General features: G+C 69.6%; 15 protein-coding genes. 5 read left to right on the forward strand and 10 right to left on the reverse strand.

Features of this window, described 5'->3' with window-relative positions; all coding sequences use genetic code 11:
• Positions 1-324 precede the first annotated feature (324 nt).
• Both DCE93_RS10780 and DCE93_RS10785 read left to right on the forward strand, forming a co-directional pair.
• On the forward strand, positions 325-1425 hold the full coding sequence (locus tag DCE93_RS10780) for an ABC transporter ATP-binding protein (protein ID WP_108595881.1): 1101 nt from the start codon (positions 325-327) through the stop codon (positions 1423-1425).
• 95 nt (positions 1426-1520) lie between these two features.
• A complete protein-coding gene (locus DCE93_RS10785) occupies positions 1521-2843 on the forward strand; it encodes a DUF4032 domain-containing protein (protein ID WP_108595882.1) in 1323 nt (440 codons plus the stop codon).
• 41 nt (positions 2844-2884) lie between these two features.
• Here DCE93_RS10785 and rlmB read toward each other — a convergent pair whose 3' ends face one another.
• The 4 genes from rlmB to DCE93_RS10805 are packed head-to-tail and all read right to left on the reverse strand — an operon-like array spanning position 2885 to position 7178.
• On the reverse strand, positions 2885-3904 hold the full coding sequence (gene rlmB, locus DCE93_RS10790) for a 23S rRNA (guanosine(2251)-2'-O)-methyltransferase RlmB (protein ID WP_108595883.1): 1020 nt from the start codon (positions 3902-3904) through the stop codon (positions 2885-2887).
• Positions 3901-5325: a cysteine--tRNA ligase gene (gene cysS, locus DCE93_RS10795; protein WP_108595884.1), complete on the reverse strand. Its 1425-nt coding sequence runs from the start codon at positions 5323-5325 to the stop codon at positions 3901-3903. Before cysS ends, rlmB begins: the two co-directional genes overlap by 4 nt.
• 48 nt (positions 5326-5373) lie before the next feature.
• Positions 5374-6672: a 2-C-methyl-D-erythritol 4-phosphate cytidylyltransferase gene (gene ispD / locus DCE93_RS10800; RefSeq protein ID WP_420836955.1), complete on the reverse strand. Its 1299-nt coding sequence runs from the start codon at positions 6670-6672 to the stop codon at positions 5374-5376.
• Between the two features lie 23 nt (positions 6673-6695).
• Positions 6696-7178, reverse strand: coding sequence for a CarD family transcriptional regulator (locus DCE93_RS10805; protein ID WP_022889889.1), 483 nt, complete (start codon positions 7176-7178; stop codon positions 6696-6698).
• A gap of 158 nt (positions 7179-7336) precedes the next feature.
• On the opposite strand from DCE93_RS10805, the gene DCE93_RS10810 reads away from it, so the two are divergent.
• On the forward strand, positions 7337-7819 hold the full coding sequence (locus DCE93_RS10810; RefSeq protein ID WP_108595886.1) for a hypothetical protein: 483 nt from the start codon (positions 7337-7339) through the stop codon (positions 7817-7819).
• 177 nt (positions 7820-7996) lie between these two features.
• On the opposite strand, the gene DCE93_RS10815 is transcribed toward DCE93_RS10810, so the two are convergent.
• Positions 7997-8677, reverse strand: coding sequence for a response regulator transcription factor (locus tag DCE93_RS10815; RefSeq protein ID WP_108595887.1), 681 nt, complete (start codon positions 8675-8677; stop codon positions 7997-7999).
• Positions 8674-9948: a sensor histidine kinase gene (locus DCE93_RS10820; RefSeq protein ID WP_108595888.1), complete on the reverse strand. Its 1275-nt coding sequence runs from the start codon at positions 9946-9948 to the stop codon at positions 8674-8676. The genes DCE93_RS10815 and DCE93_RS10820 overlap by 4 nt, the downstream gene beginning before the upstream one ends.
• 185 nt (positions 9949-10133) lie before the next feature.
• Here DCE93_RS10820 and phoU point away from each other — a divergent pair, with 185 nt between their 5' ends.
• The gene (phoU, locus tag DCE93_RS10825; protein ID WP_108595889.1) at positions 10134-10793 is read left to right on the forward strand and encodes a phosphate signaling complex protein PhoU; all 660 of its coding nucleotides are present in this window, start codon (positions 10134-10136) and stop codon (positions 10791-10793) included.
• Between the two features lie 148 nt (positions 10794-10941).
• Here phoU and DCE93_RS10830 read toward each other — a convergent pair whose 3' ends face one another.
• The 4 genes from DCE93_RS10830 to DCE93_RS10845 form a co-directional block, all read right to left on the reverse strand.
• Positions 10942-11688: a phosphoglyceromutase gene (locus DCE93_RS10830; RefSeq protein WP_108595890.1), complete on the reverse strand. Its 747-nt coding sequence runs from the start codon at positions 11686-11688 to the stop codon at positions 10942-10944.
• Positions 11689-11789: 101 nt separating this feature from the next.
• Positions 11790-12950, reverse strand: a complete 1161-nt coding sequence (ygfZ, locus tag DCE93_RS10835) for a CAF17-like 4Fe-4S cluster assembly/insertion protein YgfZ (protein WP_108595891.1) — start codon at positions 12948-12950, stop codon at positions 11790-11792.
• Complete coding sequence (locus tag DCE93_RS10840; RefSeq protein ID WP_108595892.1) at positions 12950-13558, reverse strand: nitrobindin family protein; 609 nt, start codon at positions 13556-13558, stop codon at positions 12950-12952. The genes ygfZ and DCE93_RS10840 overlap by 1 nt, the downstream gene beginning before the upstream one ends.
• A gap of 130 nt (positions 13559-13688) precedes the next feature.
• Positions 13689-14012, reverse strand: a complete 324-nt coding sequence (locus tag DCE93_RS10845) for a hypothetical protein (RefSeq protein WP_108595893.1) — start codon at positions 14010-14012, stop codon at positions 13689-13691.
• A gap of 76 nt (positions 14013-14088) precedes the next feature.
• Between DCE93_RS10845 and DCE93_RS10850 the strand changes: the two genes are divergently transcribed.
• Entirely contained in the window at positions 14089-14775 is a 687-nt protein-coding gene (locus tag DCE93_RS10850; RefSeq protein WP_108595894.1) for a response regulator transcription factor, read from the forward strand.
• Positions 14776-14845: the final 70 nt, after the last annotated feature.

A 14845-nucleotide genomic window follows, 5' to 3' on the forward strand; every position in this document is an offset into this window, starting at 1 on the left:
CCTTCTCGCGCGCGGCTTCGCGCTGTTCGTTACGGGTGGGGCGTGGCTGATTCGATCCGCCGTTGCTCATCGATGGTCACTCCGGTCGCTGTGGGGGCGCGCGCGTAGGCATGCGGGCACACACGATAGTAGGGACGATGGCTGGGAAACACCCAAACGGCATCCGCGAGCGGGCCGAATCCGAGCTGGGTGCCGCGGCACCCGTGGATCGGGCTCGTGCCGGGCGAGGACGCCCCGTGCGATACTGAGTGGGCGTCAGCGTCGACGCAGTCCATCACTACGGATCGTCCGGCACGTACCTGCCGGTGAAGGAGAACACGAATCATGGCGTCAGTCACGTTCGACAAGGCCACCCGCCTCTACCCCGGGGGCACCCGACCGGCCGTCGACAAGCTCGACCTCGAGGTCGCAGACGGTGAGTTCCTCGTGCTCGTCGGCCCCTCGGGCTGCGGCAAGTCGACCTCGCTCCGCATGCTCGCGGGCCTCGAAGAGGTCAATGAGGGCAACATCTTCATCGGCGACCGCAACGTCACCGACGTGCCGCCGAAAGACCGTGACATCGCCATGGTCTTCCAGAACTACGCGCTCTACCCGCACATGACCGTCGCCGAGAACATGGGCTTCGCGCTCAAGATCGCGGGCGTCGGCAAAGAGGAGCGCGCCGCGCGAGTGCTCGAGGCGGCCAAGCTCCTCGACCTCGAGCCCTACCTCGCCCGCAAGCCGAAGGCACTCTCGGGCGGCCAGCGCCAGCGCGTCGCCATGGGGCGCGCGATCGTGCGTCAGCCGCGGGTGTTCCTCATGGACGAGCCGCTCTCGAACCTCGACGCGAAGCTCCGCGTGCAGACCCGCACGCAGATCGCCTCGCTCCAGCGCCGTCTCGGCGTCACCACCGTCTACGTCACGCACGACCAGACCGAGGCCCTCACCATGGGCGACCGCATCGCGGTGCTGAAAGACGGCCTGCTGCAGCAGGTCGGCACCCCGCGCGACCTCTACGAGAAGCCGAACAACGTCTTCGTGGCCGGCTTCATCGGCTCGCCCGCGATGAACCTCTTCCACGCCGACCTCGTCGAGGGCGGAATCATGTTCGGCACTGCCAACGTGCCGGTCGAGCGTGAGGCGCTCGCCGACACGAGCAGCAAGGTCGCCACCATCGGCGTTCGTCCCGAAGACATCGTCGTGTCGCCGCACGAGGGCGAGGGCCTCGCGGTCGACGTCGACCTCGTCGAGGAGCTCGGCGCCGACGGCTACCTCTACGGCCACTCGACGGTCGAGGGCAAGCGCACCGACATCGTCGCGCGGGTCGATGGCCGCGTGCACCCGAATGCGGGCGAGCGGGTGTACCTCACGGCCACGCCGGGCCACGTGCACATCTTCGACGCCGAGACGGGCCTCCGCCTCAGCAATAAGCCGGTCGTCGCCTGACCTCCGCCTCCAGATCGATGATGCCGGTCGGGCCCTCGGGCCCGGCCGGCATCGCCGTTCTCCGGCATGATCAACCGCGACTACGCTGAACCACAATGAGCGGATCACTCTCCATCACTTCGGCCATGGCCGACCCCGCACTGCTCGACCTTCCCTGGGACCTCCCTCTCGAGGCGTGGCCGAGCGACACGATCGCGGCACTGCCGAAGGGCATCTCCCGCCACCTCGTGCGGTTCGCGCACCTCGGCGCCCACATCGTGGCGATCAAGGAGACCACGTCCGAGATGGCCAAGGGCGAGTACGAGATGCTGCGCACCCTGCAGCGTCTCGACATCCCCTGCGTCGACCCGGTCGCGGTCATCACGAACCGCACCGACGCCGAGGGCGAGCCGCTGAAGCCGGTGCTCGTCACCCGGCATCTGCGATTCTCGCTCCCGTACCGCGCGCTCTTCTCGCAGACTCTGCGGCCCGACACGGCGACGCGGCTCGTCGACGCCCTCGCGGTGCTGCTCGTGCGCCTGCACATCGTCGGCTTCTTCTGGGGCGACGTGTCGCTCTCGAACACCCTCTTCCGACGTGACGCCGGAGCGTTCGCGGCGTACCTCGTCGACGCCGAGACCGGCAAGCTCTACGAGGGAGGTCTCTCGAACGGCCAGCGCGAGAACGACCTCGAGATCGCCCGGGTGAACATCGCCGGCGAGCTGCTCGACCTCGAGGCCGGCGGCAAGGTCGCCGACGAACTCGACCCCGTCAACATCTCGAACGGCATCGTCGAGGCCTACCGCAGTCTCTGGATCGAGCTCACCGGCTCCGAGTCCTTCTCGAGCGCCGAGCGGTGGCGCATCAACGAGCGCGTGAACCGACTGAACCAGCTGGGCTTCGACATCGAAGAGCTCGCCATCAAGACGGATGAGACCGGCACGACCGTGCGCATCCAGCCGAAGGTCGTGGACGCCGGCCATCACCAGCGGCGCCTGCTTCGGCTGACCGGGCTCGATGCGGGTGAGAACCAGGCTCGCCGTCTGCTCAACGACCTCGACTCCTATCGGGCCGCCTACGGCAAGACCGAGCTCGACGAGGAGATGGTCGCCCACGAGTGGCTCATGCGCGTCTTCGAACCGGTCGTGCGGGCGATCCCGCTCGAGTTGCGCGGCAAGCTCGAACCCGCCGAGGTCTTCCACCAGTTGCTCGATCACCGCTGGTACCTCGCCCAACAGGCCGGACACGACATCCCGCTCGCCGAGGCGGTGAACTCCTACGTCAACACCGTGCTCCGGCACCGACGCGATGAGGCGACGGTGATCGGTCCGTCGACCGACGCCTTCACGATGCCGATCGAGACGATCCCGTCGACCGACACCGCCGCGTTCGCCGCGCTCGACCCCGACGACGACGGCGACTGGCGCGCGAACGTCTGACCCCGCCACTCGCGCCTCGACCGGCGGTGCGGGGGGGCCCGCTACTCGGCGCGGAGCTTGGAGATCTCGTAGAGCGTGACCGATGCGGCGATGCCGGCGTTCAGGGATTCGGTCGCCGCGGTGATCGGAATCGAGACGATCGCGTCGCACGTCTCGGCGACGAGCCGCGAGAGCCCCTTGCCCTCGCTGCCGACGACGACCACGATCGGACGGTCGGCCCAGGTGAGACCGGGCAGCGAGACGTCGCCGTCGCCGTCGAGGCCGAGCACGAAGACCCCGCGCTCCTTCAGCGCCTTGAGCGTCTGGGTGAGGTTCGGTGCCATCGCCACGGGCACACGGGCGGCGGCGCCGGCCGAGGTCTTCCATGCGGCCGAGTTCACGCCCACCGAGCGGCGCTGCGGCACGATCACGCCCTGCCCGCCGAACGCGCCGGTCGAACGCAGGATCGCGCCGAGGTTGCGCGGGTCGGTGATGCCGTCGAGCGCGACGAAGAGCGGCGTCTCATCACGGGCGAGCACCTCGTCGAGCAGTTCGATCGGGTGCGCGTACTCGTAGGGCGGCACCTTGAGGGCGAGGCCCTGGTGCACGCCGCCCTCGCCGGCGAGGCGGTCGAGCTCGGGCCGCATGACCTCGAGAATCGGGATTTCACGATTGGTGGCGATCTTGATCGCCTCGCGCACCCGGTCGTCCATCTCGACGCGGGCTGCGACGTACAGGGTGGTCGCGGGGATGCGCGCCCGCAGTGCCTCGACGACCGAATTGCGGCCCGTCACGATCTCGGACTCGTCGCCGGACTTCGCGCGGCGCGCCGCGCCCGATGCGCCACGCGGTGCGCCGGCACGCTGACCCGAGCCCTGACCGGCGACCCTCTTGCCGCCTGAGGCGCGGTATCGCTCCTCGGCGGCCTTGCGCTTGCCGGCGGGGTGCCACGCACGGTCTTCCGCCTTCGGCGTCGGCCCCTTGCCCTCGAGCGCCTGCCGGCCCTGCCCGCCGGAACCGACCTGATTGCTCTTGCCCTTGCGCACGGCTCCGGCCCGCGACTTTCCGCTGCTGCCCTTCATAGTCCCAAGCTCCAATGTGTTCCGGTCTGGCTGTCTTCGATGGTGATGCCCGCGGCCGAGAGTTCGGCGCGGATGCGGTCTGCGGCAGCGTAGTCCTTCGACTCGCGCGCAGCCTGGCGGTCTTCGATGAGTCGGGTGACGAGCGCGTCGAGCGCGGATGCCGCGGGGCCGACGTCGGCCGACGCCCACCGCGGGTCGCGCGGATCGATGCCGAGCACCTCGACCATGGCGACGACCTGGCCGTGCGCCACTGCGGCGTCGTGCAGTTCGTCGGCGTCGAGCGCCTGGTTTCCGGCGCGCACGGTGTCGTGCAGCACGGCGAGCGCCTGCGGCACGCCGAGGTCGTCGTCCATCGCCGCAGCGAACGGCTCGGGGATGATCGGGCCGCCGACTCCGGCGTACCGGGTACCGGCGAGCCGCCGTTCGACCCGGGCGAGGAACCCGCGGATGCGGTCGACCGCCGCCTCGGCCTCGGTGAGCGAGCCGGGCGCGTAATCGAGCGTCGAGCGGTAATGCGCCGCCCCGAGGAGGTAGCGCACGGCGAGCGGCGAGGCGAGGTCGAACAACTCCGCGGCGTAGACGGAGTTGCCGAGCGACTTCGACATCTTCTGCCCGCCGACGTTCACCAGGCCGTTGTGCACCCAGTACCGTGCGTACCCGTCGCCGGCGGCCGTCGATTGGGCGAGCTCGTTCTCATGGTGCGGGAATCTGAGGTCGAGGCCGCCGCCATGGAGGTCGAACTCGGTGCCGAGATAGCGGGTGGCCATGGCCGAGCACTCGATGTGCCAGCCCGGGCGGCCGTCGCCCCACGGTGACGACCAGCTCGCCGAGTCGGGTTCCGTCTCCTTGCGGCCCTTCCAGAGTGCGAAGTCGCGGGGGTCGCGCTTGCCGCGCGGGTCGGCGTCGGCCGCCGCCTCCATGTTCTCGCGGGCCTGACGCGTGAGTTCGCCGTAGCCGGGCCAGCTCGCCGTGTCGAAGTACACGTCGCCCGAGGCATCCTGCGCCGCATAGGCGTGCCCGCGCTCGATGAGGCGAGCGATGAGTTGCTGCATCTGCGAGACGCTCGCGGTCGCCCGCGGCTCGTACGTGGGGGCCATGATGCCGAGCGAGGTATACGCAGCCGTGAACTCGAGTTCGACGCGGTAGGCGAGCGCCCACCACTGTTCGCCCCCTGAGTCGTCGATCGCGGCGTTCAGGATCTTGTCGTCGATGTCGGTCACGTTGCGCACGAAGGTGACGTCGTTGCCGCGGTAGGCGAACCAGCGCCGCATGAGGTCGTAGACGAGTGCGCTCCGGAGGTGCCCGATGTGCGGGCTCGATTGCACCGTCGGACCGCAGACGTACATGCCGACGTGTCCCTCGCGGAGGGGCACGAAGTCACGCAGGGCCTGGGCCTTCGAGTCGTAGAGTCGCACGGTCACTCGGCAAGCCTACCGGCCGGGTGTGTCGGGACCCGCGCGAGCCCCGGCTCAGCCGACGGGGAGCAGGAGCGCTGTCGCGATCGCCGCGACGCCCTCGCCGCGGCCCGTGAACCCCAGCGCGTCGCTCGTCGTCGCGGACACGCTCACCGGCGCGTCGAGCACTCGCGACAGGAGCACCTCTGCCTCGCCTCGCCGGGGGGCGAGCTTCGGCCGGTTGCCGATGATCTGCACCGAGACGTTGCCCACCCGCCATCCGGCCGCCTCGATGAGCCGCCTGGTCTCGGCCAGGAACACCTCGCCGTGCGCGCCCGCGAAACGTGCGTCGGCGGTGCCGAACACCTGCCCGACATCGCCGAGCCCGGCCGCGCCGAGCAGCGCATCGCAGATCGCATGCGCCGCGGCGTCGCCGTCGGAATGGCCGGAGAGGCCGCGCTCCCCCGGCCATTCGAGGCCGGCGAGCCACAGCGGCGTGCCGGCATCCTCGGCGAACGCGTGCACATCGGTGCCGGTGCCGATCCGCGGCGCCGGCGTGGCCGCGGCCACGCGCGCGCCGCGCTCGGCCACGAGCTGCTCGGCGCGGTGCAGGTCGGCGGGCACCGTGATCTTGAAGGCGCGCACGTCGCCGGGCACCACCTCGACGACGAGTCCGGCGGATGCCACGAGTGCCGCGTCATCCGTGAACTCGCCGTCGACCGTGGCATACGCGTGAGCGAGCGACGATAGAGGAAAGCCCTGCGGCGTCTGCACCGCTCGGAGGGTCGTGCGGTCGACCGTCTCGATCACCCGCCCGTCTTCCGAGACGCGCTTGACCGTGTCGACGACGTCGAGGGCGGGCACGATGCCGCGGCGGCGCGCTCGAACCGCACCGGCGACCTCGTCGAAGAGCAGGGCGGGAGCGAGGGCGCGGGCGGCGTCGTGCACGAGCACCGTGTCGACCGTCGCCGGGAGAACGGCGAGGCCGCTCGCGACCGACTCCTGACGGGTGGATCCGCCGGCGACGACATCGAGAGCTGCGGATGCCGCGGCCGCGACGGGCTCGAACCTCAACCGAGTGGAGTCGACCCGGTCGGCGGGCACCACGAGCACCAGGTGGGGCGTCTCGCGCATGCCGAGCACGGCATCGACGGCCACCGACAGGATCGTGCCGACGCCGAGGGGCACGAAGGCCTTGGGCTCGGAATGGCCGAGCCGGGTGCCGCTGCCCGCGGCGACGACGATGACGGCGATCACTGAACTCACGGTTCGAGCGTAGTCGCGTCGACGGTCGGGCGGTCCTCGAGACGGCGCCGGCGCCGGCTGCTCGGCCGGCGTCGGGGTGAAATGCCGAACGGCGGGTGCACCCTGCACCCGCCGTTCGGAGAGAGGACTCGCTAGGAGGCGAGCACCTCGTCGAGCACGGTCGAAGCCGCCTCTTCGTCGGTCTTCTCGGCGAGCGCGAGCTCGGAGATGAGGATCTGACGGGCCTTCGCGAGCATGCGCTTCTCGCCGGCCGAGAGGCCGCGATCCTGATCGCGGCGCCACAGGTCGCGCACGACCTCGGAGACCTTGATCACATCGCCCGAGGCGAGCTTCTCGAGATTCGCCTTGTAGCGGCGCGACCAGTTGGTCGGCTCCTCGGTGAACGGAGCGCGCAGTACCTCGAAGACCTTGTCGAGGCCCTCTTTGCCGATGACGTCGCGAACGCCGACCAGGTCGACGTTCTCTGCGGGCACCTCGATGACGAGGTCGCCCTGCGTGACGTTCAGCTTGAGGTAGAGCTTCTCTTCACCCTTGATGATGCGTTTCTTGACCTCGGTGATCGTTGCGGCACCGTGGTGGGGATAAACGACGGTTTCGCCAACCTCAAAAAGCATGAATAGATGTCCTTTCGGCAACTATCAGGATATCACATTCGGGATCATGCTAAGGTTCCGCCTCCCTTCCGGAGCGGTGCCGCCCGTACGATATGCTCGGATTCGATCCCAACGCGCCCGGGCGACTGCCCGCGCGCACGCAAGCACTTGGAGGTTCTGTGAAGGCGCGTATCGCGGCATCCGCTGCTCTGGCCCTCGGTATCGCGCTCGGCGCGAGCGGATGCTCGATGCTCACGTACCAGGCCACGACCGAGCACTACGACGCGAGCGACGGCGTCTCGGTCGACGTCGGCGAACTCGACCTCCGCAACATCCTCATCGTCTCCGATGACGGCGTCGACGGCACGCTCGTCATGACCGTCGTCAACAACGGCACCGAAGACGTCGACCTCGGCGTGCAGTTCGGCGTCGGCGGCGGCGAGACCGTCGACATCGAGGTCGAAGCCGGCTCCGAGGTCGTGTTCGGCGTCGACGACATCGAAGGCACCGACACCGTCGAGCCTGTCGTGCTCGAAGACATCGACACCCTGCCCGGAGCCTTCCTGCCGATGTACTTCCAGTACGGCAGCGCCGAAGGCGTCGAGAAGCTCGTGCCGGTGCTCGACGGGCGACTCCCCGAGTACAAGCGGCTCGTTCCCTGAGCTGACTGCAGAACCGGTCGAACGAACGGGTGGGGTGCTCCGGCACCCCACCCGTTCGTGTCGTCGCGCGGGCGCGAAGCCGCGTGTGCTCGAGGCTCGGAGGCCTCGAGGCTCGAAGGCCTCAGGCCTCAGGCCTCAGGCCTCAGGCCTCAGGCCTCAGGCCTCAGGCCTCAGGCCTCAGGCCTCGAAACGGTAGCCGAGGCCGCGCACCGTCACGAGCTGGACCGGCTCCGACGGCTGCTTCTCGATCTTCGAACGGATGCGCTTGATGTGCACGTCGAGCGTCTTGGTGTCGCCGAAGTAGTCGGATCCCCACACCCGGTCGATGAGCTGACCGCGGGTGAGCACTCGCCCGGGGTTGCGCATCAGCAGCTCGAGCAGCTCGAACTCTTTCAAGGGCATCGGCACCGGCTCGCCGTCGACCTGGACCGTGTGCCGGTCGACGTCCATGCGCACACGCCCGCCTTCGATCACCGCCTCGTCGAACTCCTCGATCTCGATGCGGCGGCGCAGCACGGCCCGGATGCGGGCCAGCAGCTCGCGCGTCGAGTACGGCTTCGTGACGTAGTCGTCGGCACCGAGCTCGAGACCGACCACGATGTCGATCTCGGAGTCCTTCGCCGTCAGCATGATGATCGGCACCGTCGAGCGGTTGCGGATCTCACGGCAGACCTCGGTACCCGGCAGCCCCGGCAGCATGAGGTCGAGCAGCACAAGGTCGGCACCCGACTGGTCGAACGCGGCGACCGCCGACGGCCCGTCGGCCGCCACCTCCACCTCGTATCCTTCACGCTCGAGCAGGAAGCTCAGGGGGTCGCTCAGAGCGATCTCGTCTTCGACGAGCAGGATGCGGGTCACGTACGGTCTCCTCGATCGGAGGCTGCGAACTTCGCAGCCGGGGGTGCTGATGCCCTGTTCTTCGGGGTGCGCGTGGGCGCGGCATCCGTTCGCCGGCGGGCACCGGAGCCGGTGTCGGGATCGGCGTCCGCGGTCTCAGGCTCGATCGCGGCCTCGGCCAGCGGAAGCCGGATCATGAAGGTCGCGCCGCGTCCGGGCTGCGACCACACTCGAACGTCGCCGCCGTGGTTCTGCACGGTGTGCTTGACGATGCTGAGGCCGAGACCGGAGCCGCCCGTGTTGCGCGAACGCGCCTGGTCGACGCGGTAGAACCGTTCGAAGACTCGCTCGAGGTCGTCGGCGTCGATGCCGATGCCCTGGTCGGTGACCGCGATCTCGACGACGTCGCCGTCGGTCTTGGCACCGACGCCGACCCGCCCGCTCGGATTCGAATAGGCGATCGCGTTGGCGATGAGGTTGTGCACCGCGACGACGAGGAGGTCGCGGTCGCCGTAGACCTCGGCCTTCGTCGAGGCCCGCACGACCACCTCGACGTCCTTCGCGCCCGCCACGATGCGGTTCTGGTCGACCGCGGCGGCGATGACCTCGTCGACGCGCACGAGCCGGTCGGGCCGCAACGCGTCCCGCGCCTGCAGGCGCGACAGTTCGATGACCTCGCTCGTGATGTGCGCGAGGCGGGCCGCCTCGACCGAGAGCCGGCCGGCGAAACGGCGCACCTGCTCGGGTTCGTCGGCAGCCTGATCGAGCGCCTCGGCGAGCAGGCTCACCGACGCGATCGGCGTCTTCAGTTCATGGCTGATGTTGGCGACGAAATCGCGGCGCACCTCATCGAGCCGATGCGCCTCGGTGCGATCCTCGGCGAGGAGGAGCACGAAGCGAGTGCCGAGCCTGGCGACCCGCACGTGCAGGCGCAGCGTCGAATCACCGAACGGCCCCCGCGCGACGGTCACCTCGTCGACCACGGGCTCGCCACCGCGGCGAACGGATCCCACGAGTTCGAGCAGTTCGGGATGCACGAGCGCCTGCTGCCGCACGAGCCCCATGGCGAGCGCACCGGGCGAGGCCCGGAGCACGTTGTTCGAGGGATCGAGGACGACGCCCGCGGACTCGAGCACATCGAGCACCTGATCGACGCCGTCGGGGATCGACGGCGCGACGACCTTCGCGGCGTTCGATCCGCGGCGCTCGGCCATGTGCAGCACGATCATGAATGCGGCGCCGAGGAAGATGCCGAAGGCAAGGGCGGTGAGCACCACCCAGGTGGGGTCCATGCCACAAGACTAACCAGCCGTTCGCGGGTGATCCGCCGTTGTTCCCCTGTGCGACGGTACGTTAACGAGTATTCAACGCCTCGGCACCTGTTGTTCATCTTGCGCCGAGAGGATGTCCCGGGGCCGGAACGAGCCGGCGCCTCCGCGTCCGGTTCACGGGCCAGAACAGACAAGGATCCACAGACATGCGTGAGGTGTTCCAGCAGGAACTTCGCGAGGTACGGGAGCGGCTCGTCCAGCTCGCCGAACTCGTGGCCGATTCGATCGAGAAGGCGACGCGTGCATTCAACGAGTCCGACGTCAGCCTCGCCGAGGAGGTGATCGCCGACGACGACCGCATCGATCAGCAGACCGTTGCGCTCGACGAGCTCGCCATCACGATCCTCGCTCGCCAGCAGCCGGTCGCCAGAGACCTGCGAATCGTCGTGAGCGCGCTGCGCATCAGCGCCTCCCTCGAGCGCATGGGCGACATGTCGACGCACATCGCCCAGCTCGCCCGCTACCGCTTCCCCGACAAGGTCGTGCCGAAGACCCTGCGGCCCACGTTCGCCGAGATGGGCCGGCTCGACGTCGCGATCGCGCGCAAGCTCGTCGAGCTGCTTCGCACCGAAGACGTGAAGCTCGCCGAGGAGATCCGCAACGAGGACGACGAGATCGACGCCCTGCACCTGCAGGTGTTCGACAAGGTGCTCGGCGAGACGTGGAAGGGGCAGGCCGTCGACACCGTCGACGCCACCCTCGCCAGCCGGTACCACGAGCGGTTCGCAGACCACGCCGTGTCGATCGCGAAGAAGGTGCAGTACCTCGCGACGGGCGACTGGGACCCCGAGAAGGCGGCGCTCTGACGCCTCGCGTCGACGCACTCGGCGCTCAGGACACCTCGTTTCGCACCGGACCCCGGTTATCCGGTGTCCCGTGCGAAACGACCGGTCCCGAGCGCGGGTGACACGCGGAAGGCCCGGTGGATGCGACATCCACCGGGCCTTCGTCGTGCTACTTCTTGCCCTGCGCGGCGACGGCGGCGGCTCCGGCGGCTGCGGCCTCGGGGTCGAGGTACTCCCCCGGACCGAGCGGCATGAAGTCGTCGCCGAGGCGGTAGACGAGCGGGATGCCGGTCGGGATGTTGAGCTCGGCGATGTCGTCGTCGCCGATGCCGTCGAGGTGCTTCACGAGCGCACGCAGCGAGTTGCCGTGCGCCGTGACGAGCACGGTCTTGCCTGCCTCGAGGTCGGGGACGATGTCGGACTGCCAGTAGGGCAGCATGCGGGCGATGACGTCTTTCAGACACTCGGTGCGCGGCAGCTCGTCGTCGGCCAGGTTCGCGTATCGCGGGTCGCCGACCTGCGAGTACTCGGCGTCATCGGCCAGCACGGGGGGCGGAACGTCGAACGAGCGACGCCAGAGCTGGAACTGCTCGGGGCCGTACTTCTCGAGCGTCTCCGCCTTGTCGAGGCCCTGCAGCGCCCCGTAGTGACGCTCGTTGAGGCGCCACGAACGACGCACGTCGATCCACGCTCGATCGGCGACGTCGAGGGCGATGTTCGCCGTCTGGATCGCCCGGGTGAGCACCGAGGTGTGCAGCACGTCGGGCAGCAGGCCCGACTCGGCGAGCAGCTCGCCGGCGCGGGCCGCCTCGGCGGTGCCGAGCTCGCTGAGCCGAACGTCGACCCAACCGGTGAACAGGTTCTTCTGGTTCCATTCGCTGTTGCCATGGCGGAGCAGCACGAGGGTGTGTGGCATGCGAACAGCCTACCGGCGAGGCATCCGCCGGCCGCGCCGATGAAGGCCGATGACGGTGCCGGATGTCGCGGCTCGACCCCTGCGAGCCGCCGCGGGCACCGCTACCGCTTGTGCACGCCGAGCCGCGGCAGTCGGGGAACCTCGACCGCCGCACCGGAATCGGCGGGCACGATCTCGACCTGGGCCGCCGCGACGTCGATGCCGTGGCTCAGCACGATGAGCGGCAACCGGGCCGGCACCGCACGTTTCACGACGGCGAGCGCGACGGGGCCGAGTTCGTGATGCATGACCGCCGTCGTGATGTGGCCGACCACCCGGCGTTCGGGCTCGTCACCCGCTTCGGGTTCGGGCCGTACCTTCTCGCCGACGACCTCGTCGCCGGGCACGGGCAGCACGGTATCGCTGCCGTCGAGGTGCAGCAGCACGAGCCGGCGCGGCGGGCGGCCGAGGTTCAGCACCTTCGCCACCGTCTCCTGCCCCTTGTAGCAGCCTTTGCCGAGGTCGACGGCGCTGCGCAGCCAGTCGAGTTCGTGCGGGATCGTGCGCTCGTCGACCTCGCTCGCGAGCCGCGGGCGCCATGCGGCGACCCGAAGGGCCTCGGCGGCGAGCGCACCGGCCGCCTCGACCCGCCCGGCCCGGACGGCGGCCGCCGCATCGGCGAGCACGGCACGCGGCACGATGCGTTCGATCCAGTGCCACTCGGATGCCGGGTGGCCGGCGTCGTGGGCGTACTGATGGCCCCCTGGGCGCGGCTGCGCCCACGGGTCGACCCAGTCGAGGGCGATGCCGGCCGGGGCGAACGCGGGCGTCGCGGCATCCAGCGCCGTCGTCGACATCGCACCGAGCACGGCGACGTCGGCGCCGGCATCGGCGACCTCGACGCGCAGCATGAACCGCATGCGGTCGAGGAAGGCGGAAAGCGGCGCCGCCTCGTCGCCTTCGACGATGAGCCAGGCCGTGACCCCGTCGTCGATGACGTGGGCGGCGTGCTCGATGCGACCTGAGGCGTCGAGGAAGAGGGCTTCGGTGCCCTCACCCGGAGCGAGCCGATCGAGGGCCTGGCTCGCCATGGAGTGCAGCCACGAGAGCCGGTCGGGGCCCGTCACGGTCACGACGCCGCGGTTGGAGAGATCGACGATCGCCGCGCCTCGCTCGAGATGACGCTGCTCGACGATCGGGTTGCCGTAGTGACCGGCGACCCCGGCATCGATGCCGTCGGCCGCGACGGCCCCGGGCAGGGCCATGAACGGGGATCCGGTCATCAGTCGACCTTCGCGAGACGGGCCGAGGCGTGCGTTCGCAGGTCTTGGCCGAGGGCGGCGATGTCCCACGCCCAGAGCAGGTGCCCGTCGACGAGGCCGTAGAGCCGGGTCGCCGCCGCGTAGTCTTTCGCACCGCGCGCACGCATCACCGCGTCGGTCGCGAGGTCGATGCGCGGCCCCTTGACCTGGCCGAGATAGAGCTCGCTGACCCCGCCGGGGTGCACGAGCGACACCTGGATGTCGAAGCCGCCGTCGGCGTTGCGCAACGACTCGACCGCCTCGGCGTCCTCGAATCGCGGCTCGCCGATCGCGGGCAGCATCGCCGGGCCCTGGTCGCCGTCGCCGAGTTCGCGATCGAGCCGCCAGTAGCCGGTCTCTGTGACGAGGGGCGTGGGATCGCCACCCTCTTCGGCCGGGAAGAGCCAGGTGTACGAGGTGTAGTTCAGGTGCGGGAGCCCGTCATGGCTGAAGCTCACCCGCTGCCCGAACTCGTGCGTGACCGAGCGCTCACCGACCTTGTAGTCGATGACGCCCGAGCCCTCCCAGACGCCGAGGAGCCAGGAGAGCGGCACGAGCTCTGCCGGGAGGTCGACGGGCAGCTCGATCATGGGGTCAACGCTGCCCCTTGAAGAGCTTGAAAACGACCACGCCGCTGACCCACGCGATCGCGAGGCTCGCGAGACCGAGCAGGCCGATGAAGAGGAGTTCGAGGGCGAGCAGCTCTGACATGCTCAGAGTCTAACCGCTCACGGCGACGGTGATGGGCGCGACGGCGATCGCGGCGATCGCGATGACGGCGGCGGCGCCGACGATGCTCCAGCTCGCCCGGATCACGAAGCCGTCGGGGCGCCGCGTCGCGAGCTGCACGATGAGCGCACCGATGACGGATGCCGCGAGCACGATGCCGAGCGCGCCGTAGACGCCGAGCCGGGTGTCGTCGCCGAACCAGGCCGCGGTCCCGGTGGCGGCGAGCGCCACGACCACGACGGCGCCGACGAGCGCGATCGCCCAGATGACGGCGATACCGAGCCATCCACTGCGCGTGTCGGTGTCGCCTGCCATCGTCTCCCCGTTCGTGTCGCAGGGCGCCCTTCGGCGTCCCGTAGTATTGACCGCACCTTACTACTGGAGTGTGTGCGTGGCGCAGCTGCTGATCTTGTCGCCGGCAGCCAACGATGACGTTCTTCCGGCCCTGTCGCTCCTGTCTCACCGAACGCGGATCATTCCCGCTTCGCCTGAGCAGCTGGTCAGAGCGCCCGAATCGGATCTCGTCTTCCTCGACGCCCGCACCAATCTGGCCGGCTCGAAGGCGCTGTCCCAGATCCTCCGCACCACCGGGCTCTCCGTCCCCCTGATCCTGATCGTCACCGAGGGCGGGCTCACCGCGGTCACCCCCGACTGGGGACTCGACGACGTCGTGCTCGAGCATGCCGGGCCGGCCGAGCTCGATGCGCGCATCAGGCTCGCGATCGGCCGCTCGCAGTCCTCGCAGCCGAGCGAGCGCATCCAGACCTCCGGCGTCGTCATCGATGAGGCGAGCTATTCGGCGAAGGTGCACGGACGCCCCCTCGACCTGACGTACAAGGAGTTCGAGCTGCTCCGGTTCCTCGCCGCGCATCCGTCACGGGTGTTCACCCGCGAGCAACTGCTCAGCGAAGTGTGGGGCTACGACTATTTCGGCGGCACTCGCACCGTCGACGTGCACGTGCGGCGACTCCGCGCGAAGCTCGGCGACCTCGACAGCCTCATCGGCACCGTGCGCAACGTCGGCTACCGCTTCAACGTGCACGAAGACGACGAGGGCGCCCCCGTCACCGCGCGATAGCGCAGCGGGCACCGGCCGCGCAATTGCGCGGCCGGCGCCGGCCGCCCGGCAGTTGCGTTACCGTCCGTTG

Source organism: Agromyces badenianii (assembly GCF_003070885.1).
GTDB classification, from domain to species: Bacteria; Actinomycetota; Actinomycetes; order Actinomycetales; family Microbacteriaceae; genus Agromyces; species Agromyces badenianii.

Coding starts and splice junctions, on each gene's coding strand:
- DCE93_RS10785 (WP_108595882.1), top strand. CDS start 1,521: ATGAGCGGATCACTCTCCATCACTTCGGCCATGGCCGACCCCGCACTG.
- DCE93_RS10805 (WP_022889889.1), bottom strand. CDS start 7,178: ATGCTTTTTGAGGTTGGCGAAACCGTCGTTTATCCCCACCACGGTGCC.
- DCE93_RS10780 (WP_108595881.1), top strand. CDS start 325: ATGGCGTCAGTCACGTTCGACAAGGCCACCCGCCTCTACCCCGGGGGC.
- DCE93_RS10820 (WP_108595888.1), bottom strand. CDS start 9,948: ATGGACCCCACCTGGGTGGTGCTCACCGCCCTTGCCTTCGGCATCTTC.
- ygfZ (WP_108595891.1), bottom strand. CDS start 12,950: ATGACCGGATCCCCGTTCATGGCCCTGCCCGGGGCCGTCGCGGCCGAC.
- DCE93_RS10830 (WP_108595890.1), bottom strand. CDS start 11,688: ATGCCACACACCCTCGTGCTGCTCCGCCATGGCAACAGCGAATGGAAC.
- DCE93_RS10845 (WP_108595893.1), bottom strand. CDS start 14,012: ATGGCAGGCGACACCGACACGCGCAGTGGATGGCTCGGTATCGCCGTC.
- DCE93_RS10840 (WP_108595892.1), bottom strand. CDS start 13,558: ATGATCGAGCTGCCCGTCGACCTCCCGGCAGAGCTCGTGCCGCTCTCC.
- phoU (WP_108595889.1), top strand. CDS start 10,134: ATGCGTGAGGTGTTCCAGCAGGAACTTCGCGAGGTACGGGAGCGGCTC.
- rlmB (WP_108595883.1), bottom strand. CDS start 3,904: ATGAAGGGCAGCAGCGGAAAGTCGCGGGCCGGAGCCGTGCGCAAGGGC.